Here is a 25,962-nt window from a genome sequence, read left to right on the forward strand (position 1 = left end):
ATTTACTAACATAAGATAATTTAAATGATTAGTTGGAGAAAGCATTATAAAAAAAACGTTGATCGCAATAGGCTTATTGCTATCAACCAGTGCTTCATTTTACGGGCAAGACGGCGATCCTAAAAACGGAGAGAAACTTTTCAAAGCGAATTGTACTGCATGTCACGCGCTGGATAAACAAGTGATAGGACCTCCTTTGAAAGGGGTTGTGGAACGTGTAAAGACAGAAGGTGGTGTAGACAGGGATTGGCTTCACAAGTGGATCAAAGACAACAAAGCTCTTAGAGCTTCAGGAGACAAATACGCCAATGAAATTTTCGAAAAGTATAATAAAACTGAAATGTTGCAGTTTCCTAATCTTACCGAGAAGGATATTGACGACATTTTAGCATTCACAACTAATCCGCCAGAGCCGGAACCAAAGAAGGATGATGCGAAAGCTACTGCTGATGCCGGTTCTACTACTGCAGCTCCTGCAGACAAAACTACTACAAACATTGTAATCATTTCACTTTTAGCGATCGCAGGATTGTTAGTCTGGATCTTAGTTAAACTAAGACAGCTGGTAACACTGGGTCAGTCTGAAGAATTAGCGGGTCTTAATGAAACAAGAGTTCGCTCATTCAAGGAAATGTATGAGAAATTCCACTATGTAGGTAAAGCATTATTGGCAATTCTTGCTGTTTTAGCGGCTTACGGAGTATGGAACTGGTTAATGTGGATCGGGGTATACAAAGGGTACAAACCAGAACAACCTATCTACTTCTCTCACAAAATCCATGCTGGAGAACAAAAGATTGACTGTCAGCTTTGCCACTCCAGTGCCAAATACGGAAAAGTATCTGAAATCCCTTCTATGAACGTTTGTATGAACTGTCACAGAACAATTTCTGAATACAACGCGGATCATTACATGGAACCTGGAAAAGATAAGGCTTTCTATGACGGAGAAATCCAGAAGATCTACGCGGCAACAGGTTGGGATCCTGCAAAACAACAGTACACAGGAAAAACACAACCGGTTGAATGGACAAGAATCCACAACATGCCGGACTTCGTTTACTTCAACCACTCTCAGCACGTAATTGCTGGTGAACAGGCAATCATCAATTCTTTCAACAAAAAGAACCCTAACAACAAAATTGATGTTGTATGTAAAGCTTGTCACGGAAAAATTGATACAATGAATGTTGTTCAGATGGCTAACGACTTTACTATGGGATGGTGTATCGAGTGCCACAGAACTACTGAGGTTGATATGAACAACGGTTATAATAAAGAGTACTTCAAGAATCTACATGACAAGTTGAAAAAACAATATCCACAAGATGGAGGTAAAATCACTGTAGATGCAATTGGAGGTCTTGAGTGTGGTAAATGTCATTATTAATAACTAAAAAATTAGAAGTATAAATGGCTTCAAACAAAATACAATTCAGAAGTATTCATGAACTTAAAGATCCGGCTTTAAATAATAAGCTGGCTCAGAAAGAGTTTCAGGAAGAAATTCCGGTAGAAGATTTCCTTGGAGATGCTGAGAAAAACGGATCAAGTACTTCAAGAAGAGATTTCTTAAAATTATTAGGATTCTCTACAGCAGCTGTAACATTAGCTGCCTGTGAAGCTCCGGTAATCAAAACGATTCCTTACGTGGTAAAACCACATGATATTATTCCGGGAATCCCCAATTATTACGCTTCAACATTCTTTGATGGTTTCGACTTTGCCAGTGTTTTAGTAAAAACCCGTGAAGGTAGACCTATCAAAATAGAACCTAACCCGGCTGGTGGCGACTTAGGTAAAACTAACGCAAGAGCTCAGGCAAGTGTACTTTCTCTTTATGATAATGATAAAGTAAAGCAGCCAAAATTAGACGGGAAAGACGAAACTTTCGATAAAGTAGACAGTTTTGTTATCAAAGGTTTGGAAGAAGCTAAGGCATCAGGCAAAAAGATTGTGGTTTTATCACACTCTTTTGCTTCACCTACTTTCAAAAAGTTATTCGCTGAATTCAAAGCAAAATATCCTACTGCAGAATTAGTAACTTATGATGCTTTCCCTTACTCTGCACAACTGGATGCAGCTCAGGAAGTATTCGGACAAAGAGCTTTGCCTGTTTATGATCTTAAAGGATCCGAATTGGTAGTTTCTTTCCAGGCTGATTTCTTAGGAGATTATAATGCTTCAAGCTTAGAAACTTCTTATGCAGCTGCTAGAAAACCGGGACCAAACATGTTGAGACACATCCAGGTGGAATCCAATATGTCATTAACGGGTGCTAACGCTGATTCAAGATACAGATTAAAACCAAGTGCAGTAAACAAAACATTAGTGGAGGTTTACAATGCAATCGTAGGTGGCGGAACTTCAGATAAGACAGCTACTGAAATTGCCAACGAACTGAAAGCAAAAGGAAGCAAAGCTGTTGTTTTCGCAGATGGTTCCAAAGGAGCACAGGTTTTAGCACACTTAATCAACCAAAAACTAGGTTCAGTAGCTTTCACAGGTAAGGCTAACTTCCTTAAAGAATTTGATGGTGCAAGATACCAGGAATTCCTGGGATGGGTAAATGGTGGCCAGGTTGGCGTATTGATCGCCAACAATGTAGACCCTATCTACTCTCATCCAAAAGGAGAAGATTTCAAAAAATCTTTGTCAAAAGTTCCTTATGTAATTGCTGTAGCAGATAAAAAGAATGAAATGTACAAAGCAGCGAAAGCTGTAATTCCGGTAGCCAACTGGCTTGAGTCTTGGGGAGATATCGAACCACAGACAGGAGTATATTCATTAATGCAGCCTACTATCCAGAAAATCTACAAATCAAGACAGATTGAAGAGTCTCTATTGGTGTGGAAGAATGGTAAAAACAACGCTGCGAACAACTACTATGATTATTTAAAAGCAAATGCAGCTTCTCTTTTAGGAGGTACTTCATTCAACAAAGCATTATATAACGGTATCAATGCTTCTACTAATTCTACAACACTGTCTTACGCTGGTGGAAACGCTGCACAGGCTGTTGCTGAATTAGGGAACTTCAAACCTTCAGAATTAGAGCTGGTATTGTACACTAAGACATCTATGGGAGATGGTACTCAGGCCAACAACCCTTGGCTACAGGAGTTACCAGATCCAATCACAAGAATGTCCTGGGATAATTATTTAACAATTTCTCCAAAAGATGCAGAAAAGTTTGGAATCGATAACGATCTTAATGCGAGAATGCAGCTGGATGGTTCTATCGTAAACCTTACTGTAAACGGAGTAACCATAAAAGACGTTCCTGTATTCGTACAACCGGGACAAGCGGAAGGATCTGTAGGTCTTGCCCTTGGTTATGGTAAGAAAAACTCAGGAGCTACGGCAGATACCGGTGTAAATGCTTATCCGTTATTTGATGGTTCTAACCTTGTTGTTTCAGGTGTTAAGATCGAAAAAACAGGAGAAGAGCATGAGTTTGCAGGTATCCAGCTTCAAAATACATTAATGGGCCGTTATGAAATCGCTAAAGAAGTTCCTTTAGCAGACTTTATCAACGTAGCTTTCGATGATGAGCACAAAGGGTGGAATAAACCTTTGGAATACCACACGATCAGTGGGGCTCTTCCAGCAAGAAAAATTGACCTTTGGGATGCATTTGATGATACGGACGGACCTCACTTCAACTTATCAATTGACCTGAACTCTTGTACAGGTTGTGGAGCATGTATTATTGCCTGTCAGGCTGAAAATAACGTTCCTGTAGTAGGTAAAGCGGAAGTAAGGATGTCCAGAGATATGTACTGGTTAAGAATTGACCGTTACTATTCTTCAAGACAAACTGTAGAAGTATATGAAGGATTAAAAGAAGGAATGGCTGTACCAGAATTATACGGTACTGCATTCAATAAAGAAGGTGGAGCATTGAACCATCCTGCTGATAATCCGGATGTAATCTTCCAGCCGGTAATGTGTCAGCACTGTAACCACGCTCCATGTGAAACTGTATGTCCGGTAGCGGCTACTTCACACGGTAAGCAAGGTCAAAACCATATGGCTTACAACAGATGTATCGGTACAAGATATTGTGCAAACAACTGTCCGTACAAAGTAAGACGTTTTCAACTGGTTTACTTATAACCTAAATGACAAGTTCGATTTCAACATGAACAATGATTTAGGAAGAATGGTACTTAACCCGGATGTAGTTGTAAGAACCAGAGGGGTAATGGAGAAATGTTCAATGTGTATCCAAATGACTCAGAATACTATTCTTGAGGCTAAGAAAGAGGGAAGAAAAGTGAAGGATGGTGAATTCCAGACTGCTTGTTCTAAAGCTTGTTCTACTGGTGCAATGACATTTGGAGACATGAATGATAAAGATTCTGAAGTAAGAAAGCTATATGCTTCAAACAGAAGATATTATTTACTGGAGGAGATCGGAACAAAACCAAATGTGTTCTATCACACTAAAGTAAGAAACAGAGTAGAAAAATAAAGTTTAAATAATAAATAGGTAAAAAATGTCAGGACATTACGAAGCTCCGATAAGGGAACCTCTAATTATTGGTCACAAAACTTATCACGATATCACAGAAGATATTGCACGACCTATCGAAGAAAGAGCAGGTAAATTATGGTGGATCTCATTATATGCTGCCTTAGTTCTATTCATCTACGGGTTCGGATGTATCGCTTATACTATCGGAACAGGTATTGGAGCATGGGGGCTTAATAGAACTATTAACTGGGGTTGGGATATTACCAACTTCGTATGGTGGGTAGGTATTGGTCACGCCGGAACCTTAATCTCAGCGGTATTATTATTATTTAGACAGAGATGGAGAATGTCTGTAAACAGATCTGCAGAGGCGATGACGATCTTTGCGGTGGTACAGGCGGCAATCTTCCCGGTAATTCACATGGGTAGAGTTTGGGTTGGATATTGGGTATTCCCATTACCAAACCAATTCGGTTCTCTTTGGGGGAACTTTAACTCTCCTCTACTTTGGGACGTATTTGCAATCTCCACGTATTTCTCAGTATCAACTGTATTCTGGTTCATGGGACTTATCCCTGACTTTGCAATGATCAGAGATAGAGCTAAGACTCCTTGGACGAAGAAAATTTATACATTCCTTGCATTCGGTTGGGGTGGTAAAGCAAAGCACTGGCAAAGATTCGAAGAACTTTCTTTGGTTCTTGCAGGTTTGGCAACTCCACTTGTATTCTCAGTACACACTACCGTATCCTTCGACTTCGCGACTTCAGTAATTAAAGGATGGCACTCTACAATCTACCCTCCTTACTTCGTTGCCGGTGCGATCTTCTCAGGATTTGCAATGGTACAGACCTTATTGTTGGTTGCAAGAAAAGTTTGTCACTTAGAAGAATATATTACCATGTATCATATCGAAATCATGAACATCGTAATCATCTTAACGGGTGGTATGGTAACTGTAGCTTACGCAACTGAATATTTCATCGGATGGTACTCAGGATCCAGATTTGAAGACTTTACGTATCTTTCTCCGGGTGCTGCTGTAGGTCCTTACTGGTGGGCATTCTGGTCATTGATCATCTGTAACCTTGTTGTTCCTGCTTCTTTCTGGTTCAAGAGACTAAGAACGAATATTATCTGGACATTCATCGTTGCATTGATCATCAACATCGGTATGTGGTTTGAGCGTTTTGATATCATCGTTATCAACCTTTCAAGAGACTACTTACCAGGATCATGGACAATGTTTAAACCAACGATCATTGATGTGGGGGTATACTTAGGAACAATCGGATTCTTCTCTGTATTATTCTTATTATACGCAAGAACATTCCCTGTAATTGCACAGGCTGAATTAAAATCGATTTTGAAAATCTCAGGTGAAACTTATAAAGCAAAAGAAGGAGATGAGCACCACTAAAATTGTATACGGACTTTATGCGGACGACGACGATTTGATGAACGGCGTTAAAGCATTCAACGATAAAGGAATCAAAATAAACGAGGTTTATACTCCGTTTCCGGTTCACGGACTAGATAAGGCTTTAGGGTTAAAGAAAACCAGAATTTCTGATGCTGCTTTCATCTACGCTTGTTATGGAGTTACCATTGGTGCTACTTTAACATGGTACGTAATGAACCACGACTGGCCTCAGAATATCGGTGGTAAACCAGCATTTGACTGGGGACACAACATGCCGGCATTCGTAGTTCCAATGTTCGAATTAATGGTATTCTGTGCAGCTCACATGATGTCTTTAACTTTCCTGGTTAGAAACAAAATGTATCCAGGAGCTCCAGCTCAGAACCCGGATCCAAGAACTACTGATGATAAATTCATGATGGAATTTGTAACTGATGATGTAGAATCTGTAAAGCAGTTACTTATTGAAACTGGAGTTGAAGAAATAACTGTTAAAGACGCTTAAAATGAAAAAGAATGTATTAAGAATTACAGCAGTTTTAGGTTTAACAACAGTTTTACTTAACTCTTGCGGACCAAAGGAGAACACTCCATTGGTTTATTTTCCGGACATGTATTTTCCGGTAGCCTACGATCCATTGATGAAAGCTCAGGATGCTTATTCAGATCATGAAAATGAAATTCCCGCTTTCGTTAAAAATAATGGAGCAACAGGTCTTTCTCCTGTAGAAGGATCAGTTCCTCAGAATAAAGATGGAGTTTTTGAAGAAAGCTTACTTCCTAAGAATGTAGATGAATACAACGCGGGATATGATGCTTCCAAGAAACTGACAGTATCTCCTCTGAACCCGGCTAATGCAGCCAAGGATATTGAAAGAGGTAAAGTATTGTTTGACCACACCTGTGCTGCTTGTCACGGAACAGGAGGTGATGGACAAGGACCTATCGTGCAAAGCGGAGCATTCTCCGGGGTACCAAACTATGCTGACAGAGAGCTTACTGTAGGATCTGTTCATTATGTATTAACAAACGGTAGAAACGCGATGGGATCTTATGCCGGACAGCTAAACCCTGGTGATAGATGGAGAGTGGCTATGTATGTGATGAGCGCTTTCAAAAAAGGAGCAGCAGCACCGGCAGCAGCTACAGCGGCGGCACCAGCGACTGAAACAACTACCGAAACTAAAAAATAAGAAAAGAAATGTATAGTTTTTCACCAAAATTAAAATCAACTTCTATAATACTTCTTGTTGTAGGTTTAGTTCTTTTCGGTATTGGTTTCTTTATGAACAAAGGAATTTCTACTGAGCAGATAGAACACATGATGGAAGCTGTTCATGCTTCCGGTCATACAGCACCTACACACTCAAGTGAAATGGTTGGACCTCAGGATCACGCAGCTCACCTTGAGCATGCTACCATGCAGGTACACAACCAGCCTTTAGCAGCAATACATTTTGTAGCTGTATTTTTCTTTGGAGTAAGCTGCTGCGTATTATTCTTCTATTCTATTCAGCACGCTGCCCACGCAGGATGGCCAATCATCATTACAAGAGTAATGGAAGCTATTGCTTCTTACATTCCTTACGGTGGTGCAATCTTAGTAATCCTGATGATCTTAAACATCACTCATAATGGTCATTTATTCCACTGGATGGACCCTGAATTGACAAATCCGGATTCTCCGCATTTTGATGTGATCTTATTCGAGAAGAAAAAATTCTTAAATATACCTTTCTATGCAGTAAGAACTTTGATCTACGTGATCGGTGCTTCATTCTTTGCCTGGAAATTAAAGGCTCAGTCTAAGAAAGTAGACGAAACTAAGTCTAAAGTAGAGTATCAAATGCTTTACAGATGGTCAGTAGGATACATCGCTTTCTTCGGATTTGCATCTGCAGCCTGGGCTTGGGACTGGTTGATGTCTATTGACCCTCACTGGTATTCTACAATGTATATCTGGTATTCAATGGTTAGCTGCCTTTCAAGTGGTATTGCTGTAATCATTCTGTTAAGTGTTTATCTTAAGAAAAATGGTTTCTTACCACAGTTCAATGACAACCACTTACACGATTTAGGAGTATTCCTTTTCGCTACAAGTATGCTTTGGACGTATACATGGTTTGCTCAGTTCATGCTTTACTGGTATGCTAACGTACCGGAAGAGGTTAATTACTTCTTCGGAAGATTCCAGCACTACTCTCCTACTTTCTTACCAATGCTGATTATCAACTTCTTATTACCACTATTGGTATTAGTAAGCAGCAGCATCAAGAGAAACTATAAAGTAGTGACTACAATGGCTGTAGTAGTTCTTTTAGGACACATTCTGGATTACTTCAACATGGTAATGCCTGGAACCGTAGGACCATACTGGAAAACTCCTGAAGTATTCTTATTAATCTTAGGAGCGATCCTATTCGTAGCCGGATTATTTATGTTTACTGTACTTTCAGCTTTATCTAAACTGAAATTAATTCCTACAGGAAACCCATTCTTACACGAATCTGAAATTTATGAGTATCCTTTCTAAGGGCTTGTAACAAAATAAAATTCTAAAAGACTGATTGTTAAACGATCAGTCTTTTTTTGTACAATGATGTGGACAGGACGCCCTTTTAGGTTACTTTCATCCCTTTACATTAAAGTCTGGTTTAATAGTAAACACCAAACAAATATTGCCATGAAAAGAATATACCTGTTTTGCATCATGCTCATCCTGGTCTCTGTTTTCGCAAACGCTCAAACCATTACTTTCATCTCTGAAAAGACCAATAAACCTCTTCCCAAAGTTTCCGTATTTGGAAAAGACGGAAATATTCTTGCCTATTCCGATATTGACGGGAAAATTGAAAAGCAATCACTATCTCCTTCTCAGGAAAAATTCCAGATCGTTTATAACAGTTTTCCGGTGGCTAGCCTTTCTTATTCGGATATGGATAAAGACGTGATCAGGATTAATGATCAGTTTAAAGAAATTGAAACCATCATTATCAAGAATAGTAAACCTGCCAAATATATTCATATAAAAGGAAACTTTAATGCCTATGTAACGATGAATAACAGACTAAATAGCTATACGGACGGGGTTATAACGTATATTTTTGACAACAAAACAAAAAAAACTGAAGAGTGCAAATATTGAACAATACAGGATATTTCATTTAGCAGAATGCTAAAAATGAAAAAAAAAAATAGTATCCTCGTGGGACACCAGCAGCTCTCTACGACTGCCAGAGCTTAAGTACGTAGGAAATCCTGAAGAGTATAAGACAAAAAGAAATGTCATAAAAGAATTGAAAGGAGATCATAAAGATCAGCTTGAAGTAACAGGAGAAGCTCTACAGCAAAAAGAATTCTCTATTTTCGGATTCAGGATCTTTGATCTCAGGACCATCCTTAATATGTCTTTTGAAAAAAATTCAGAAAAAAGCCTAAAAGATTTTTTAGAATACAACGAGGTTATTTCCTTAAAACTAAAACACAAAAGCGAAACCGACTATAACCAGATTATTACATACAATAATTTTTATCCTGCTGAATTAAGCTTTAGTGATGAAAAAGATATTGAAAAAGTAAAATTCAATAAAGATTACAGCAATTATAAAACCCAATTCTGGAATTCTTCTTCCTTTCCGAATATGCAGTCCATTTTCAGCAGCTTTTTTAAAGATGATCTGAAGGAAAAGCCTAATAAATAATTGCCACAAATCCTTTCTAAAATTAAGATTAAAACTGAATGCTGTAACTACTATTAGTCATACTAAACTTTTATATGAGCGCCACACTTGTCATCTTCGTATCTGAAAAATAATAAATCTTTTCAGGTCACTATGGTTTCTGCAATTATTCGCATCTTATCTTCTGATCTATAAATCTCAGGCACATACTCCTAAAAAAACATAAAATAAAAATAAAAACTTACTATTAATAAAGGTTTTACTAAATTTGCAACAAACCAAATAAAAATGAAAAAGTTTTCTTTTCTACTTGTTTTCAGCCTGTTGCTTTTTACAGCATGCAAGAAAGATCATGTAGATGCTACGAATACTAAAACACTGCAGTCAAGTATCAATGACATGACTTCCAGTCTACCTACCATTAAGCAGATTAAGTTTAATGAAGCTCTTTATATCCTTAAAACATTTGGTGTAGAGGCTGATGGTGATATCAACGAGCTAAAAGCCCTTGGAAAACTGATCAACGGGAAAAAAAGTTCCTGAAATCATGGCTCTGGCAGACGAAGTTGCAAAGAAAAATGGAATCGAATGGGCCAGTACTGCCCCACCATCACTGGGAGAAATGAATATCTTCGGAGATGACAAAGCTAAAGAAACGGACCCAAATGATGTAAAAGCAGGCGCTTTAAGCCTTGTTACGAGACCTACAGGTGATGACGGAACAGGCTCGCCTACAGCTATTCAGATTATTCCAAGACTGGTGGATGCTGCCGGAAATCCCATATCTTTTACAGGCGCCGGGCTGGAAGCTACCCTGGAAGTTTTCAGTAACGGAGTAAGACTTTCTACTGCGAAAAATCTTATGCAGGATAATAATTTTAAAGGTTTTAACCTTAAGTTCTCTTCTATTCCTGCTTCAAAAGTAGTGGATAATAAAATTGACATTACTGTTTCTGTAAAAACAACTGCCAAAACATTCAAAATGTCAAAAATCGGGCTAGATGTTAACGCTGCCGCTTTAAAAGTACCTGCAGTGCCAAAAACAGATACTACAGCCGTCGCCCAACAGCCAAGTGCAGTGGTGGATCCTAATAATCCGGCAACCACTACAACACCTTCCACAACAGAACCTGGCAATACTAATGCTCCGGCAACTCCGGCGACCCCGAAACAGCCGTCTACAGATCCTAAAAATACGGTAAGCAAGTTTTTGAATAATGTAAGCTCACAAAATTTAAAAGCAGCGTACGATGCATCCAACAACCCAAGCTGGGGAAGCTACGAATCGTTCTCAAATCCTAATTCCGGCTTTGGAGCGGTGAAAAACGTAAGTGTGAAAAACATTACCACAAGTGCTGCCAATGCCAATGGTGCCAGTGTAAACGCTACTTACGATGTAACAGACAAAAACGGAAAGACAACTTCTTTGAAAGTAACATTCGGACTTAAAAATGTAAACGGAGACTGGAAAATTTCCAGCTATAAAATAAATCAATAAATGGCTTCAGCAGAACTGATCAAAAAACTTGAAAATACCATTGAAAATATTCCTGATTTTCCAATTCCGGGAATACAGTTCAAGGATATATCGCCTATTTTTTTAAATCCGAAACTTTACGAAGAAGTAATTGCAGACCTTGCCGCCTTCAGTAAAGGAAAAGTAGATGCGGTTTGCGGAATAGAAAGTCGCGGTTATCTGTTTGGGATTGCTATTGCAGTCGCTTTGGAGGTTCCGTTTATCCTGATCAGAAAAGCAGGAAAACTTCCTCCACCTATCATTTCGGAGAAATATGACCTGGAATATGGGAGTGCTGAAATAGAAAACGCGCGAAGGACAGATCAAAAAAGGACAAAGAATTTTGATTCATGATGACCTGCTGGCCACAGGAGGAACTACAGAGGCAGCAGCCAAACTGGTAGAGAAACAGGGAGCAATAGTATCTCAATTTAGCTTCCTGATTGGATTAAAAGGGCTAAACGGAGATGAAAAACTGAAAAAGTTCGGTGCTAATGTTTACCATATCTTAGAGTATTAACCAATACCAATAATAAATTAAATGCTCCGCAAACTATGTTTTCGGGGCATTTTCGTATTTATATTTAATAAATCACAACATTTACAGAACAATGCGCTAAAAGTATTTTGTAAATCATTCAGAAACAATTAAATTTGCAATTCAATTTTTAAAAACTTATGGCAAAATTGGGAAAGAGTGCTCAGAATGAGCAAGAAGGTAAAGAAACTGTTGAGTTCTTTAAGGACCTTGACAGAGAGGCTTTAAATACTGAGAGATTTCTTGAAAAATATTCAAAGCCTTTAGGTATTGCATTTGGAGTCTTGTTATTGGGCGTTTTTAGGATTCTTTGGATATAAGCAATTTGTAGTTGCGCCTAAAAATGCTGAAGCTGTAAAAAGTTTCCTGGCTGCTCAGAAAAACCTTTCGGAAGGGAAAGATAAAGAAGCTTTGGGCGGAAAATCAGCTGCAAACCCTGGTTTTGTTGGTACATATAACGATTATTCAGGAACAAGTGTTGGCCAGCTATCAGCGTACAATGCCGGTTTATTGAAATTTAAAGAAGGAAAATTCCAAGAAGCTTATGACCTGTTAGACAAGTTTTCATCAGACAACAAAAACGTTGGTAGCGATGAAGTACGGAGCTATGGCAGATGCAAAATCAGGCCTTAATAAAAATGATGAGGCTTTATCTTTACTAGACAAAGCAGCCACTGCTTCTGATGATCCTTATACAACGTATTACTTCACAAGAAAAGCAGGTATTCTGGCTTTAGGATTAAAGAAAAATACAGAAGCTAAAAAATATTTCTCTACCATTGATGAGAAATATCAGGATTATGACAACGGAATGTCTGATTCTTATATCGAAATGACTAAATATTATTAAAAAATGGCAACAGTTAATCTTTCCGATTACAAGCCACTTCATATAACAGATGCCGAAGATTTTTCTATCGGCATTGTTTTTTCTGAGTGGAATGATTTTGTAACGTACAATCTTCGTGATGCAGCCCTGGAAATCCTTGAAAAAGAAGGAGTGAAACCTGAAAATATCAAACTTTTTCCTGTTCCAGGAGCATTTGAGCTGAGCTATGCAAGCATGCAGCTTTGCAAAGAAAGAAAGTTTGATGCAGTAATTTCTATCGGATGTGTAATCCGCGGAGAAACACCTCATTTTGATTATGTATGTTCAGCAGTAGCACAAGGAATTAAAGACTGCAATATCATGACTGATACCCCTACTATTTTCTGTGTATTAACAGACGACAACAAAGAGCAATCTATTGCAAGAAGCGGGGGCGACCTTGGTAACAAAGGAGTGGAAGCAGCAGTGACCGCCTTACGAATGATAGATTTTAAAAAGAAATTATCTGATAAAAAAGGAAATATTGGTTTTGGACATTCTTAATCTTAAACCAATGCAACGATAACAGGAAGACTATCTCAATTTAGAGATGGTCTTTTTTTATCAGCATTATCCGGTAAATTGACTATTGTCCCTTCTTATTTCTTTTTGAAACCATTAAAATCTTCTTAATAAACCGTATGTTTTTACTTTTTTATGTCAAAAGTTGAACACAAAAACTATCTTTGTGAAACTAATATAGACCGTTCAATACATGTTTTTAAGAAAAATAAAACCGTTCCTGTATTTAGGAGTATTCTATCTTATTATATCGTTGATAATAAGAACAGTATTCTTTTTCCATCCCATTACCACAGCCAGTTTTAGCTTTTTTGAAGTAATAAAAGTGCTTGGTATAGGCCTTTTGAATGATATAATGGTCTTCATACTGGCCAGTACGTTTCTGGCGCTCTATTTTTTATTCCTTTCCAATTCGAAATATAAAAAGCCTTATGGTTATATTATCTTCGGGATACTGGTTCTGTTTTTCCTGTATATCTGGCTTGTTCCCAATAATATTTTTAAGCAGTACGGAGGCTCAGTTACTGAAATAGCGTTGGCATTTGTAGGGATAAAAACATTTTTATTTGGAATCATGCTTTTCCTTCCTACCCAAAGAATCAAAATCCGTAACGTATTGTATTTTATCACATTATTTCTCTACGTTCTTTTAATCATCTTCAATGGAGTAAGTGAATACTTTTTCTATAATGAGTTTGGTGTACGGTATAATTTCATTGCAGTAGACTATCTGATTTATACTAATGAGGTAATTGGGAATATTATGGAAAGCTATCCTGTTGTCCCATTATTCTCAGCAATAATGATTGTTACCCTGGCTATCACATGGTTTATCTATAAAAAAAACAAAAGATGAGCTGCTGGAACTTCCTGATTTCAAACAAAAAATGGTCTTACTGGGCACCTTTATGGTCCTTTGTGCGCTCAGCCTTTTGGCAATACCTTCATTAATGCAGATCAAATCAGATAATGTTTTTGCCGATGAAATTGAGGCCAACGGATTACCTAAGTTTTACTGGGCATTCACCCATAATGAGCTGGATTATTTTCAGTTTTATTTGCAGATCAATCAGAAGCAGGCTGAAAGTAATTTCTTAAGCCAGTATTCGCAGCCTATGTTATCAAGGAATATTGTTTCGGAACAGCCTGAACTTAAGAAAAATGTGGTTTTGATTTCCATCGAAAGTCTTTCCGCAGATTTTATGGAGCACTACGGAAATAAAGAGAAAATTACACCGTTCCTGGATAGTCTGGCTGATAAATCACTGCTCTTCACCAATCTTTATGCTACGGGAAACAGAACCGTGCGTGGACTGGAAGCTTTAACGCTATGTATTCCTCCTACGGCCGGAGAAAGTATCATTAAAAGGAATGATAATAAAAATAAATTTACCACGGGAAATGTCTTCAAATCCAAAGGCTATGATGTAAAATTCTTATATGGCGGTTACAGCTATTTTGATAATATGCAGGATTTTTTTGGAGGGAATGGCTATGGTATTGTAGATAGAAATAGCTTTAAACCGGAAGAAATTACTTTTGCCAATGTTTGGGGTGTTGCCGATGAAGATATGGCCAGAAAAGCCATTCAGGTAATGAATGCTGAAGCCAAGTCAGGAAAACCGTTTTTCAATCACTGGATGACGGTTTCCAACCACAGACCCTTTACCTACCCTGATGGAAGGATTGATATTCCCGGAACGGCAAAATCCCGTGAAGGAGGAGTAAAATATACAGATTACTCTCTTAAACTGTTTTTTGATATGGCAAAAAAACAGGATTGGTATAAAAATACGGTGTTTGTAATCATTGCAGACCATTGTGCTTCCAGTGCCGGAAAGACAGAGCTTCCGATGGATAAGTACAGAATTCCTGCTATGATCTTTTCGGAAGGTTTTATTCAGCCGCAAAAGTTTGATACGCTGATGTCCCAGATTGATGTCATGCCTACTCTATTAGGCTTATTGAATTTCAGCTATACATCAAAATTTTTAGGGCAGGATGTTTTTACAAAAGAATTTCAGCCTAAAGCCTATATTGCAACCTATCAGGATCTTGGATTTGTAAAAGACGGACGTTTTAACTATCATTTCCCCGGTAAAAAAAGTAAAACAGTATTCTCTGGAGCAGGAAAAAAGTGATCTTGCCCCTGAATTTAAGCTTTATTATAATGAAAAACTGCTGAAAAAAGCAGATCAGAAGCTGGTAGACGAAACCATTTCCGCTTACCAGTCTACATCGTATTGGTTAAAAACAAAACAGTTGAACAGGTAACAAAACATAATAAAAATATCACCATTTGATGATATTTTTATTATATTTGAAAGCAAACAAAAAAAACTTAACCAAAACTAATTGTTAATGAAAAATCTAAAACAAATTTCAAGAAGAGAATTAAAAACTGTAAAAGGAGGGACTGAATTTAATTGCCATTGTGCACCAGCGGGATCGGGAAAACCACCTTTAGACACTATAGCACCTGATGCTGAAACTTGTTTCAACATATGTGATAACTATAGGAATTCTTAATTTCACAAGTTAAATTTTATACTTTATATATGAAGTATTTATTTTTAAATAAGAGGATATCCTGTATCCTCTTATTTTCATTTTGCGGACTAAAGGCACAGGAACTTACCCTTATCAATAAGACTGATGATCTTATTATAGTAAAAAAATGAAAAAAAAAGAAATATCAATAAATAGCCATAGCAAAAAAGAAATTAATGAAATAAATAAGATCACTATCAATATCGCTGATAAGCTTTTTTCGAAATATTAATTTATTTCTTGAGCCAACAGAAAAAACTAAATATTACCATTGAGAAAGATCAAAAAATTTGTTTACACAGGAGATCAGGCCATTATCCACGAATACATCAATGAAACACTAACTAACAAAACATTTTGGAAAAACGAATGTCTATTATAACATTGAGGATAAGAAAAACATTGAAGAATTAAAAAATTACTTCAGAAATGCTTCTTGCAGATATCTTAAAGAAGTGCAAACTATCGAATATTCTTATTTCTCCGGATGACACAGACTCTGTAAAAAGATTAAAAAAATTATATAAAGTATCAGTGGCTCTATACTTTATTTCTAACCTTTGACAGATCCAATTTAGATCAGGCATTTAAAAAAGAAGCTATTAATTATTATTTCAAAAAATATATAGAACCAGATATTACAAAATACAGCTGCGATTATTCTCTACGTTATCTGGTTATTAAAACGTTGGCAAAGAATAAGACTTTACTGCAAGCTGAACTTCCGATCTATCCTATTGTAGAACATACAGATGATGATAATGTTAACAAATACCTGCCACGAAACTGCCAAAAACAATATTTTCAGGAAAAATATAACTACCTGGACCACACCAACGGGCACAATAAAGAGTATTATAAAAAAGTTTTAATTGAAAAGTTTAATGAATAGTAGACCTATAATGAAGCCTGTTCTTATTTTTTTTCTACTGTGGTACCCTTTTGGTTATTTCTTTGCGCAGAGTTATGAGATTACGTATGAAGTAAAGTTTAAGCCACAAAAAGAGAACAATACATTCGTAAAAGAAAATATGATCTTAAAAATCGTTAAGGACCAAAGCATTTTTTATAATCTTAATAAAGCTACAATTGACTCTTTGATCAGTCAAAATAATATTGTTGCTGTAAAATCCATTGCAAGTCCTTTACTCAGGCTTAAAGTTTCCAAGCATCTCTCTAAAAATATTCATACTGTAGGAGGTACATTTAATCAGTTCAAGTATTGGTATAATGAAAAGAATCTGCAATATTATGATCTAAAAAAACACGAAAATTATAAAAGCTATTCCACCAACGAGGCTTATGCTGATTTTGGGCAAAGAAAATGGCATATCCTATACACTACAGATGTTCCCATCAATGATGGTCCTTATATTTTTTCCGGATTGCCCGGACTGGTGCTCAAAGCAGAATCGGAGGATGGAGAATATAGCTTCGAAATGACAGCAATAAAAAAAACAGATAACTTATTCATCCCGGAAGTATATAAAGAAAACATTAAAAAAGAAAAATTAAGCAAGATTATCAATGATTTTATAGAAGACCCGGCCTCTCACCGTATTATTTTCAGTAATGACTCGGGAGATAGTTTTACTTATGATTTCAAAGGAACGAAAGACAAAAACTATAAAGAAACGAATGAATATATCAAAGGACTTATTCAAAAATTTAATAATTATCCGGATAAAGACATTCCGATTATAACATTTTAATTATTGTATGTTTTAATTTTATAAATTTACGTCACAAAAACATTTAGTATGAGATGGACAGACGACAGAGGCGGAAACGTTGATGACCGCCGTGGCTCCGGTGGCGGAGGTATGATTGTAGGTGGAGGACTTGGAACTTTAATTATAGCTGCAATCGTTTTCTTTCTGGGTGGCGATCCGTCCGGCATTTTAAATTCCGGCAGCATACAATCCTCCGGGAATACCGGCGAGAAAAGAGAGCTTACCGTACAGGAAAAAAAGATCGGGGAAATGGTTGATATGATGGCCGGATGGAATACCCAAACCTGGAGTCAGATCTTTAAAGAAAACGGGATGAGTTTTTCTAAACCCACAATTGTACTTTTCGAAAACACAACCAGCTCTGGATGTGGCACAGCACAATCTGCCATGGGACCATTTTACTGTCCTGCCGATCAGAAAATCTATATGGACATGGAATTTTTCGGTGAGCTTCAGCAAAAATTCGGAGCTCAGGTTACTGAATTTACTGTAGCCTATGTTCTAGCACACGAAATGGGTCATCATATACAAACTCTTCTAGGAACTACCCAAAAAGTAGATGCTTTAAGAAGAAGCGGAAGATATTCGGAAGCTGAAATGAACAGGGTATCTGTTGCCACAGAACTTCAGGCAGATTTCTATGCCGGAGTGTGGGCGAAAAGAACCAATGACAGCAAACATATTCTGGAGCCCGGAGATATTGAGTCTGCCATAGATGCTGCTGAGGCTGTTGGGGATGATAATATTCAGAGAAGAGCACAGGGATATGTGAATCAGGAAAGCTTTACCCACGGATCTTCTGCACAGCGTAAAGAATGGTTTATGAAAGGGTATAATACCGGTGATATCAGACAAGGGGATACCTTCAACCAGCTTTTAAAATAACCTTGCTAAGGTAAACTGCTCAAACCTGTTAGGTTTGATAAACTAAATATAAAAAATTCGGTCTCAAAATGAGACCGAATTTTCATTTATTGCAATTCGATTGGATTAGAATTTTTCTTAGCTTCTTCTTTAACCCTCTCCTCCATTCTTTTTCTTATATCGGCAGGGTTCTGATTTCCGCCAGAGCCTCTTCCACCTCCGATTCTCATTGGAGCAGATATACCTCCTGCCCCCTGAGTCATAAATGACATAGGATCTGTTCTGAACTTTTGCTGCTGTTTTACAAAATCGGTTCTTTTTACTTTTAAAGTATTTCCAAACTGGTTCAAAGTCGGAAATTCTGCAATTTTATAATTCTTCATCAGATCAAAAGAATAATCTCCTTTATCATCCTCTATTTTTACAATTAATCCAGGAAGTCCGCCAAACTTATATGGTCCGTCCTGATAAGGAAGATCTGTTGTAAACCAGGCTGTCCATTTTCTTCCTGCAAAATCTGTTTCAGCTCTTTGAACTTTATATTCCCCTATTTTTCTTGTTTCGGAGGAAATTTTCCAACTCACGGGCCGGTCTTCTTCATAAGAATACATATCCCTTCCGATTCTGTCTTTAAAATACGTTTTCTGATTGGTTTTATCCTTTTCTACGGAATAGCTGATATTGGTTCTCAGACTTTCCATCTGATCCCTGTTGATACTTCCTCTTCCACCACCACCTTGAAAAGCCTTTTGCATAATAGAATCTCTTTTGATCCTGTTTTCTGAATAAAAAACTGATTTCTCGGGAGAGATATCCAAATAAGCGTTTTCTGTTTTTATTTCACTTTTATTTTCTGCATTGGGTTTCATAGTTACCTGATACACGAACCGATTGGTCTGTGCCGAGACATGCTGGATGAAAAGCGCCAAAGCAATAATACCTAATTTTCTCATTATTATTTCTTTTATTGGATAGCAGCCTGGCATTAAAAGACAGGTTGCTTGTTTTACCCCAATTTTCTTTATAGATCACAAATGCATTTCAAGGTTAAATCAAAAACAGGGCTATTCATCTGTAAAAGAAATTTTTATACTGATGAAGTACCTTTTATACAACAAAAACAGTCCTATTAAGATCATAATCATTAAAATAGATATCTTCGATTTGAGATTGCGGAAATTAGTTCGTATTTTTGCATCATTAAATCATTCTAAATAAATACAATGATAAAAGTATCAGACCATGCAAAGGAAAAAGCCATCCAGTTAATGACGGAAGATGGTTTTAACCCTGCTGAAGATTATATACGGGTGGGGGTGAAAAGCGGCGGATGCTCTGGTTTAGAGTATGTTTTAAAGTTTGACAACCAAAAAACAGACACAGATCAGATTTTTGAAGATAATAACATTAAAATTATTATAGATAAAAAATCCATCCTCTATTTAGCAGGAACAACTCTTGAGTATTCAGGAGGATTGAACGGAAAGGGATTTGTTTTCAACAATCCGAACGCATCCAGAACATGTGGGTGTGGTGAATCATTTAGCTTGTAGCTATTAAAAGATTAAATGATTGAAAAATTTAAAGATTAGTAATGGCTGCTGAATTTGAAAATTTTGAAGTTTATCAACTTACAGTTACTCTAACTAAGAATATCTTTAATCTTTTAAAAAAAAGACAAGTTTAAAAAAAAGTTTGAACTGACAAACCAAATCAAAAGAGCTGTTTTGTCGGTTTCAAATAACATTGAAGAGGGAAGCGAGTACAATAATAACACACAGTTTATTCGATATTTAAAATATTCTAAAGGAAGTTGTGGAGAAGTAAGAAATATGTTACATCTTTGCTCGCTGTTATGATGAAGATACGAACCAGTTAATTAATGATTGTAAATTAGTTTCTAAACAATTATCAAAATTTATTGATTATCTCTCTAAAACTGATACTAGGGAACAAAGCTAATTTTTAATCATTTAATTTTTTAATTATTTAATTAATGTCAAAATACACTGAAGACGATTTAAGAGTCGATCTAGAAAATAAAAAATATGAATTCGGTTGGGAAACGAAGATTGATTATGAAGACTTCCCGACTGGTTTAAATGAGGATATCATCCGTGCCATCTCTGCTAAAAAAGAAGAGCCGGAATGGATGACTGAATGGCGACTGGAGTCCTTCAAGATCTGGCAGAAAATGACAGAACCTACCTGGGCCAACATCAAATATGAAAAACCTGATTTTCAGGCAATCCGTTATTATGCTGCACCTAAAGTAAAGCCTGAACTTGCCAGCCTTGATGAAGTAGATCCGGAATTATTGAAAACCTTTGAAAAGCTAGGAATCAATATCGAAGAGCAGAAAAGACTTTCAGGAGTGGCTGTAGACATCGTAATGGACTCAGTTTCTGTGAAAACCACTTTTCAGGATACCTTGGCAGAAAAAGGAATTATTTTCTGTTCTATTTCCGAAGCGATTAAGAATCATCCTGATTTAGTAAGAAAATACCTTGGAAAAGTAGTTCCCAGAGGTGATAACTTTTATGCAGCATTAAATTCCGCAGTATTCTCTGACGGAAGTTTCTGTTATATTCCTAAAGGCGTAAAATGCCCGATGGAGCTTTCTACATATTTCCGTATCAACCAGGCAGGAACAGGGCAGTTTGAAAGAACACTTGTAATTGCCGATGAAGGAAGTTATGTTTCTTACCTGGAAGGCTGTACAGCACCATCAAGGGACGAAAACCAGCTCCATGCTGCAGTTGTGGAATTGATTGCGTTAGACGATGCAGAAATTAAATATTCTACGGTTCAGAACTGGTATCCGGGTAATGAAGAAGGAAAAGGAGGAGTGTTCAATTTTGTCACAAAAAGAGGTCTTTGTGAAAAAAACGCAAAAATCTCATGGACGCAGGTTGAAACAGGTTCTGCTGTAACATGGAAATATCCTTCTTGTATTCTGAAAGGAGACAATTCCATCGGAGAGTTCTACTCTATCGCAGTAACGAACAACCACCAATATGCAGATACGGGAACAAAAATGATTCACATTGGAAAAAATACCAGATCTACAATCATTTCAAAAGGTATATCTGCAGGAAAATCCCAGAATTCATACAGAGGACTGGTAAAAGTAATGCCTTCTGCAAAAGGAGCCAGAAACTTTTCACAATGTGACTCTTTATTAATGGGTAATGAATGTGGAGCACACACTTTTCCATATATAGAAATCAAAGATCCTAGTGCACAATTAGAGCACGAAGCAACAACTTCAAAGATTGGGGAAGATCAGATTTTCTACTGTAACCAGAGGGGAATTGATACGGAAAAAGCCATTGCTCTGATTGTAAACGGGTTCAGTAAGGAAGTATTAAACAAACTTCCAATGGAATTTGCCATTGAAGCACAAAAACTACTTGAAATTTCATTAGAAGGATCAGTAGGATAAAATATGATAGCTACAGAAAGATTAATTGTAAGAAGACCTGCAAAAGAAGATTTTGAAAAATTCTTTGAAATTAATCATGATCCTCAAACCAATATTTACAATCCAGGTGGACCCATGAGTTTTGAAAAAGCAGAAAGCACATTTGCCAGGATGCTTGATCATTGGGAAATACATAATTTTGGAGGTTGGGCGATTGTTGAAAAAGATCATCCTGACAACATAATTGGTTTTGGAGGGCTAAGCTATAAGCTCTACGGAGAAGAAGAAAAATTGAATTTAGGCTATCGTTTTGCCTCCCGGGCATGGGGGAAGGGATACGCCACAGAATTCGCAAAGAAAGCTATAGAATACGGGCTTAATGAGAAGAATAAGGAAGAAATATTCGCTATTGTCCGTCCCGGCAACATAGCTTCTGTTAAAGTTTTGGAAAAGGCAGGTATGATCCGAATCGGGACGCTTAATGATGTTCCTGGTCAGCCTGAAAGTTTAGTATATAGAATTCAAAAATAATTTGTTTAAGCAAATAAAATGTTAGAAATTAAAAACCTTCACGCCAGAATTGAAGATGGCGCAGAAATATTAAAAGGGATTAATCTTGAAATAAAGCCGGGTGAAGTGCACGCTATCATGGGGCCGAACGGAGCCGGTAAATCTACCCTTTCTTCCGTAATCGCAGGTAAAGAAGATTACGAAGTAACAGGTGGAGAGATTCTTTTCGAAGGAGAAGACATCATTGAAGATGCTCCTGAAGACAGGGCACATAAAGGAATCTTCCTATCGTTTCAGTATCCGGTAGAAATTCCCGGGGTGTCTGTTACAAACTTCATCAAAGCTGCTTTAAACGAAACCAGAAAAGCAAACGGATTGGAGGAAATGCCGGCAAAGGAAATGCTTGCATTAATCCGTGAAAAATCTGAAAAGCTTGGAATCAAAAAAGATTTCCTTTCAAGATCACTGAATGAAGGATTCTCAGGGGGTGAAAAGAAAAGAAACGAAATCTTCCAGATGATGATGCTTAATCCTAAACTGGCTATCCTTGACGAAACCGATTCAGGATTGGATATCGATGCATTAAGAATCGTTGCAGATGGGGTAAATTATTTTAAAAACGAAGGAAATGCAGTTCTTTTAATTACGCACTATCAAAGACTGTTAAACTATATTCAACCTGACTTCGTTCACGTTTTAGCTAACGGAAAAATCATCAAAACAGGTGATAAATCTTTGGCATTAGAGCTTGAAGAAAAAGGGTACGACTGGCTTTTAAATTAATTGAAGATTAAAGCCGATAAAAATTAAAAAAATAAACGCAATCTTTGTCATTCTGTAGGAATCCAGCATTCTTATACGTGGCAGAATAAACGTTCAGAAAATGAGTTTAAACGAACAAATTTTAAATAATCATAACGAATTTCTAAGCACACTTCGTCATCGCTTTTTGGATGAAACGAGAGTTCAGGCTTTAGGAAAGTTTGCAGAAGCTGGTTTTCCGACAAAAAAAAGACGAAGAATATAAATATACCAATCTAAAGGAGATCACGGAAAAAAGCTATAACTTTTTCCCGAAAGAAAACCACAACATCACTAAAGAGCAGTTTGATGAACTGCATCTTGGAGAGGAAAATTTTGATTGGATTGTTTTCGTAAATGGTAAACTTCACAAAGAACTTTCAAAAGTTTCTATTGAAAATGTAGAGTTCCTTTCATTCAATTATGCATTGAATGATGACAAACATAAAGAGATATTTGAAAAATATTTTAACACAATTGCTTCCAAGGACCTGGCTTTTACCAACTTAAACCTTGCATACTGCAAGTACGGTTTCTTTTTGAAAGTTCCTAAAAATGTAGTGATTGAAAAGCCAATCCATATTTTTTACATTTCTCAGAATCAGGAAGAAAATACATTCTACAACACAAGAAATTTATTGATTGTAGAAGAAGGAGCAAAAGTAGAGGTAATTGAAAGTCACCACAATTTCGATGACACCTATGTGTTAACTAACTCTGTGACAGAGATCTTTACCTATCCCAATGCAAAAGCGGACTGGCACAAACTTCAGAATGACAACAATACTTCTTACCTTGTAGACCATACCTTCGCAAAACAGGAAAAAGACAGTTTAACTACTGTAAACACATTCTCTTTCGGAGGAAAACTGGTAAGAAATAACCTGGATTTTATTCATAACGGATCCAATATCAATTCATTTATGAATGGAATTACGATTATTGGTAAAGATCAGTTGGTAGACCACCATACGGCCGTTCACCATAACTTCCCGAACTGTGAAAGTTATCAGAACTACAAAGGCATTTTTGACGGTAATGCACATGGTATTTTCAATGGGAAGGTTTTTGTTGATAAAATTGCTCAGAAAACCAACGCTTACCAGCAGAATAACAACGTTTTATTAAGCGAAGGTGCAAGTATTGATACCAAACCTCAGTTGGAAATCTTTGCCGATGATGTAAAGTGTTCTCACGGTTGTACGGTAGGTCAGCTGAATGAAGATGCGTTATTCTATTTAAGAGCAAGAGGAATTTCTAAAAAAGAGGCTCAGGCTTTACTTCTATATGCCTTTGCCAATGATGCAATGCAAAACATTGATATCGAACCTCTTAAAGATAAAATTTCAAAACTTTTGGCTGAAAAGCTTGAGGTGGATATAGAATTTTAAGACTTACATATATTGATACACAAAAGCACTTCTAAATGAAGTGCTTTTTCTATGGTCTCAACTAACCGAGTTCTATTTTTTCAGCCAGCTTTGATTGTCTTTATTGTCTGAACGTTTCTTTCCGTTGTCTATATTATAGGCAAAACCTACTCCTAACGTTTGTTTCAACTGTGTTTTCCAGATCTGATTGTGATCATACAGCAAGTCTAATGTGATATTGGAAGAAATATACTTATTGATCTTCATATTCAAAACGGCTCCATAAGCAAGTACCAATCTCTCCGGATGATCCAGGTAGTTTGAGAAAACAGAAGCAGTATTGGTCAGGTTAATATTCTCCATAATTTTTACCTTATAGATCGCTGTTCCCAGAAAACCAAACTGGAAAAGAGAAGAGTCTCCATCATTTTTAAGCCCGTAAGTACCTGCTTTCTGAAGGTCTTTATCCAATACAAAAGTCCATCTTGCGTTAGCCGGACGTAAAGTTACTGTAAGATTGTCATTGGGACGGTATGTAACCCCTGCACCAAGATTCAGATAACCCGGGGCAAAGAAATTGGAGATCTTTTTTGCATCAGGATTATTACCGTCTTCATACCCGGGAGCAAATTGGGTTTGAAGGCTTGCACCACCTGACAAATACCAATGCTTGGCAAATTCTCTCCCATAGTTTGTGGAAAGGTTAATAACATCCTGTGTTTTTCTTACCCCTGTACCTTGGGTATTATTCTGCCCGTAGCCAAGAATAATGATGTTTTCCCAAAGGTCTTTTCCTTTTTCATAGGTAAGGTTGTAATTTACACCGGCAAGCCAGCCTACATTGTTGGCTCCCCCTCCTACCCAATTTGAAAAGGCAGCCTGATTAAGCATTAATGTGTTTTGACCCTGAATAGACCAGGCTTTAGCGGTATCCTTTACAGGAGCTTCAGTTTTAGTTTCCTGGGCACTGACAATAACTCCCAAAGACATGGAAGTGAGTAATAAAAGTTTTTTCATAATTAACGATTTGCTGCAAATGTATAAATAATAATTTACGCCAATACAAAATTCACTCTGAAATGAATTTAAAGCTTTGGAACAAAAACCCACAACTCAATGAAATTAAATTACTTAACCATTCATATTAACGAATTCAAACTTAAAAGAACTTATAATTTGGATTGAGAAGAATATTCATTTTTCATCCTGAAAATAATATTCATATAATTTTTCGGCTCCTCCTTGATCCCAAACAATTGCAAAATCTTCTAGACCATCAAAATTAAAATCTTTTACAGAAAAACTGTCACAAGGTAAGTTACTGTAAGTTGCCCACGAATTTGGTTCAAAATGAATCTCCTGTGATTTTCCACTTTTTTTATTGGTTACAATAACCCATGCTGAAATTGGATATGTTTGTTCTTTTTCATTTTTATATTCTCCGGCTTCTAGAACAAAATTGTGTTTATCCGAAAGGTTATTAAAATCACACGGTTTAGCTTTTGGCTGACAAGTTTTACTATTAATACTTTTTTAATTTTTTTTCTGCAATAAAAAAGTTTGGGCTATCCTTATTAAAATTGGTATGATATGATACCTTTATTCTTGTCGACCCAGCTTAAAATATAATAAGAAGATTCTTGTTTATCTATATAGAAAAAAAGTTTGATTTTCTTTCTCTTT

At 36.9% G+C, this 25,962-nt stretch carries 18 protein-coding genes and 7 pseudogenes; 23 read left to right on the forward strand and 2 right to left on the reverse strand.

Going from position 1 to position 25,962, the window contains the following annotated elements; all coding sequences use genetic code 11:
* Positions 1-24 precede the first annotated feature (24 nt).
* The 17 genes and pseudogenes from HX13_RS16050 (at position 25) to HX13_RS16120 (ending at position 18,195) form a co-directional block, all read left to right on the forward strand.
* Positions 25-1,390: pseudogene (locus HX13_RS16050) on the forward strand (c-type cytochrome).
* A 23-nt stretch (positions 1,391-1,413) separates the two neighbouring features.
* A pseudogene (locus HX13_RS16055) lies at positions 1,414-4,477 on the forward strand (TAT-variant-translocated molybdopterin oxidoreductase).
* Between the two features lie 25 nt (positions 4,478-4,502).
* Positions 4,503-5,900 carry an NrfD/PsrC family molybdoenzyme membrane anchor subunit gene (gene nrfD, locus HX13_RS16060; RefSeq protein ID WP_050021927.1) on the forward strand — a complete coding sequence of 466 codons (1,398 nt, stop codon included), beginning with the start codon at positions 4,503-4,505 and terminating at the stop codon, positions 5,898-5,900.
* Positions 5,887-6,408 carry a DUF3341 domain-containing protein gene (locus HX13_RS16065; protein ID WP_050021928.1) on the forward strand — a complete coding sequence of 174 codons (522 nt, stop codon included), beginning with the start codon at positions 5,887-5,889 and terminating at the stop codon, positions 6,406-6,408. Before nrfD ends, HX13_RS16065 begins: the two co-directional genes overlap by 14 nt.
* A gap of 1 nt (position 6,409) precedes the next feature.
* Complete coding sequence (locus tag HX13_RS16070; protein ID WP_050021929.1) at positions 6,410-7,096, forward strand: c-type cytochrome; 687 nt, start codon at positions 6,410-6,412, stop codon at positions 7,094-7,096.
* A gap of 8 nt (positions 7,097-7,104) precedes the next feature.
* Complete coding sequence (locus HX13_RS16075; protein WP_050021930.1) at positions 7,105-8,436, forward strand: hypothetical protein; 1,332 nt, start codon at positions 7,105-7,107, stop codon at positions 8,434-8,436.
* 150 nt (positions 8,437-8,586) lie between these two features.
* Positions 8,587-9,048, forward strand: a complete 462-nt coding sequence (locus tag HX13_RS24595) for a hypothetical protein (protein WP_238555427.1) — start codon at positions 8,587-8,589, stop codon at positions 9,046-9,048.
* Between the two features lie 151 nt (positions 9,049-9,199).
* Entirely contained in the window at positions 9,200-9,604 is a 405-nt protein-coding gene (locus tag HX13_RS24600) for a hypothetical protein (RefSeq protein ID WP_238555428.1), read from the forward strand.
* A 267-nt stretch (positions 9,605-9,871) separates the two neighbouring features.
* Positions 9,872-11,081: pseudogene (locus HX13_RS16085) on the forward strand (hypothetical protein).
* Positions 11,082-11,619: pseudogene (locus HX13_RS16090) on the forward strand (adenine phosphoribosyltransferase).
* Between the two features lie 158 nt (positions 11,620-11,777).
* Positions 11,778-12,487, forward strand: a pseudogene (locus HX13_RS16095) (tetratricopeptide repeat protein).
* 3 nt (positions 12,488-12,490) lie between these two features.
* Positions 12,491-13,009, forward strand: coding sequence for a 6,7-dimethyl-8-ribityllumazine synthase (gene ribH / locus HX13_RS16100; RefSeq protein WP_050021931.1), 519 nt, complete (start codon positions 12,491-12,493; stop codon positions 13,007-13,009).
* Positions 13,010-13,220: 211 nt separating this feature from the next.
* Positions 13,221-15,301 (forward strand): annotated as a pseudogene (locus HX13_RS16105) (LTA synthase family protein).
* An 87-nt stretch (positions 15,302-15,388) separates the two neighbouring features.
* A complete protein-coding gene (locus HX13_RS26430; protein ID WP_410493149.1) occupies positions 15,389-15,556 on the forward strand; it encodes a bacteriocin-like protein in 168 nt (55 codons plus the stop codon).
* Between the two features lie 709 nt (positions 15,557-16,265).
* Positions 16,266-16,469 (forward strand): hypothetical protein, encoded by a 204-nt coding sequence (locus HX13_RS16110; RefSeq protein WP_050021932.1) that lies wholly within the window; start codon positions 16,266-16,268, stop codon positions 16,467-16,469.
* The gene (locus HX13_RS16115) at positions 16,462-17,289 is read left to right on the forward strand and encodes a GLPGLI family protein (protein WP_128572447.1); all 828 of its coding nucleotides are present in this window, start codon (positions 16,462-16,464) and stop codon (positions 17,287-17,289) included. The genes HX13_RS16110 and HX13_RS16115 overlap by 8 nt, the downstream gene beginning before the upstream one ends.
* A gap of 48 nt (positions 17,290-17,337) precedes the next feature.
* Positions 17,338-18,195: a neutral zinc metallopeptidase gene (locus HX13_RS16120; RefSeq protein ID WP_050021934.1), complete on the forward strand. Its 858-nt coding sequence runs from the start codon at positions 17,338-17,340 to the stop codon at positions 18,193-18,195.
* An 86-nt stretch (positions 18,196-18,281) separates the two neighbouring features.
* On the opposite strand, the gene HX13_RS16125 is transcribed toward HX13_RS16120, so the two are convergent.
* The gene (locus HX13_RS16125; protein WP_050021935.1) at positions 18,282-19,127 is read right to left on the reverse strand and encodes a GLPGLI family protein; all 846 of its coding nucleotides are present in this window, start codon (positions 19,125-19,127) and stop codon (positions 18,282-18,284) included.
* Positions 19,128-19,397: 270 nt separating this feature from the next.
* Here HX13_RS16125 and HX13_RS16130 point away from each other — a divergent pair, with 270 nt between their 5' ends.
* The 6 genes and pseudogenes from HX13_RS16130 to sufD all read left to right on the forward strand — a co-directional run bounded on the left by HX13_RS16130 (position 19,398) and on the right by sufD (position 24,300).
* Positions 19,398-19,727 carry a HesB/IscA family protein gene (locus tag HX13_RS16130; RefSeq protein WP_050021936.1) on the forward strand — a complete coding sequence of 110 codons (330 nt, stop codon included), beginning with the start codon at positions 19,398-19,400 and terminating at the stop codon, positions 19,725-19,727.
* A 174-nt stretch (positions 19,728-19,901) separates the two neighbouring features.
* Complete coding sequence (locus HX13_RS24605) at positions 19,902-20,033, forward strand: four helix bundle protein (RefSeq protein WP_238555429.1); 132 nt, start codon at positions 19,902-19,904, stop codon at positions 20,031-20,033.
* A 137-nt stretch (positions 20,034-20,170) separates the two neighbouring features.
* Positions 20,171-21,619: a Fe-S cluster assembly protein SufB gene (gene sufB, locus HX13_RS16135; RefSeq protein WP_050021937.1), complete on the forward strand. Its 1,449-nt coding sequence runs from the start codon at positions 20,171-20,173 to the stop codon at positions 21,617-21,619.
* A gap of 3 nt (positions 21,620-21,622) precedes the next feature.
* On the forward strand, positions 21,623-22,129 hold the full coding sequence (locus HX13_RS16140) for a GNAT family N-acetyltransferase (RefSeq protein WP_050021938.1): 507 nt from the start codon (positions 21,623-21,625) through the stop codon (positions 22,127-22,129).
* Between the two features lie 18 nt (positions 22,130-22,147).
* A complete protein-coding gene (gene sufC, locus HX13_RS16145) occupies positions 22,148-22,891 on the forward strand; it encodes a Fe-S cluster assembly ATPase SufC (RefSeq protein ID WP_050021939.1) in 744 nt (247 codons plus the stop codon).
* 100 nt (positions 22,892-22,991) lie between these two features.
* A pseudogene (gene sufD / locus HX13_RS16150) lies at positions 22,992-24,300 on the forward strand (Fe-S cluster assembly protein SufD).
* 72 nt (positions 24,301-24,372) lie between these two features.
* Here the strand turns inward: sufD and HX13_RS16155 are convergent.
* Positions 24,373-25,296 carry a DUF3078 domain-containing protein gene (locus HX13_RS16155; RefSeq protein WP_050021940.1) on the reverse strand — a complete coding sequence of 308 codons (924 nt, stop codon included), beginning with the start codon at positions 25,294-25,296 and terminating at the stop codon, positions 24,373-24,375.
* Between the last annotated feature and the right edge of the window lie 666 nt (positions 25,297-25,962).

The organism is Chryseobacterium sp. P1-3, assembly GCF_000738495.1.
GTDB classification, from domain to species: domain Bacteria; phylum Bacteroidota; class Bacteroidia; order Flavobacteriales; family Weeksellaceae; genus Chryseobacterium; species Chryseobacterium gallinarum.

What these genes read in the sequence shown, in the direction of transcription:
- HX13_RS16120 (WP_050021934.1), top strand. Translation starts at nt 17,338, where the DNA reads ATGAGATGGACAGACGACAGAGGCGGAAACGTTGATGACCGCCGTGGC.
- HX13_RS16130 (WP_050021936.1), top strand. Translation starts at nt 19,398, where the DNA reads ATGATAAAAGTATCAGACCATGCAAAGGAAAAAGCCATCCAGTTAATG.
- HX13_RS16115 (WP_128572447.1), top strand. Translation starts at nt 16,462, where the DNA reads ATGAATAGTAGACCTATAATGAAGCCTGTTCTTATTTTTTTTCTACTG.
- ribH (WP_050021931.1), top strand. Translation starts at nt 12,491, where the DNA reads ATGGCAACAGTTAATCTTTCCGATTACAAGCCACTTCATATAACAGAT.
- nrfD (WP_050021927.1), top strand. Translation starts at nt 4,503, where the DNA reads ATGTCAGGACATTACGAAGCTCCGATAAGGGAACCTCTAATTATTGGT.
- sufC (WP_050021939.1), top strand. Translation starts at nt 22,148, where the DNA reads ATGTTAGAAATTAAAAACCTTCACGCCAGAATTGAAGATGGCGCAGAA.
- HX13_RS24595 (WP_238555427.1), top strand. Translation starts at nt 8,587, where the DNA reads ATGAAAAGAATATACCTGTTTTGCATCATGCTCATCCTGGTCTCTGTT.
- HX13_RS16125 (WP_050021935.1), bottom strand. Translation starts at nt 19,127, where the DNA reads ATGAGAAAATTAGGTATTATTGCTTTGGCGCTTTTCATCCAGCATGTC.
- HX13_RS16155 (WP_050021940.1), bottom strand. Translation starts at nt 25,296, where the DNA reads ATGAAAAAACTTTTATTACTCACTTCCATGTCTTTGGGAGTTATTGTC.
- sufB (WP_050021937.1), top strand. Translation starts at nt 20,171, where the DNA reads ATGTCAAAATACACTGAAGACGATTTAAGAGTCGATCTAGAAAATAAA.
- HX13_RS16070 (WP_050021929.1), top strand. Translation starts at nt 6,410, where the DNA reads ATGAAAAAGAATGTATTAAGAATTACAGCAGTTTTAGGTTTAACAACA.
- HX13_RS16065 (WP_050021928.1), top strand. Translation starts at nt 5,887, where the DNA reads ATGAGCACCACTAAAATTGTATACGGACTTTATGCGGACGACGACGAT.
- HX13_RS16140 (WP_050021938.1), top strand. Translation starts at nt 21,623, where the DNA reads ATGATAGCTACAGAAAGATTAATTGTAAGAAGACCTGCAAAAGAAGAT.
- HX13_RS26430 (WP_410493149.1), top strand. Translation starts at nt 15,389, where the DNA reads ATGAAAAATCTAAAACAAATTTCAAGAAGAGAATTAAAAACTGTAAAA.
- HX13_RS16075 (WP_050021930.1), top strand. Translation starts at nt 7,105, where the DNA reads ATGTATAGTTTTTCACCAAAATTAAAATCAACTTCTATAATACTTCTT.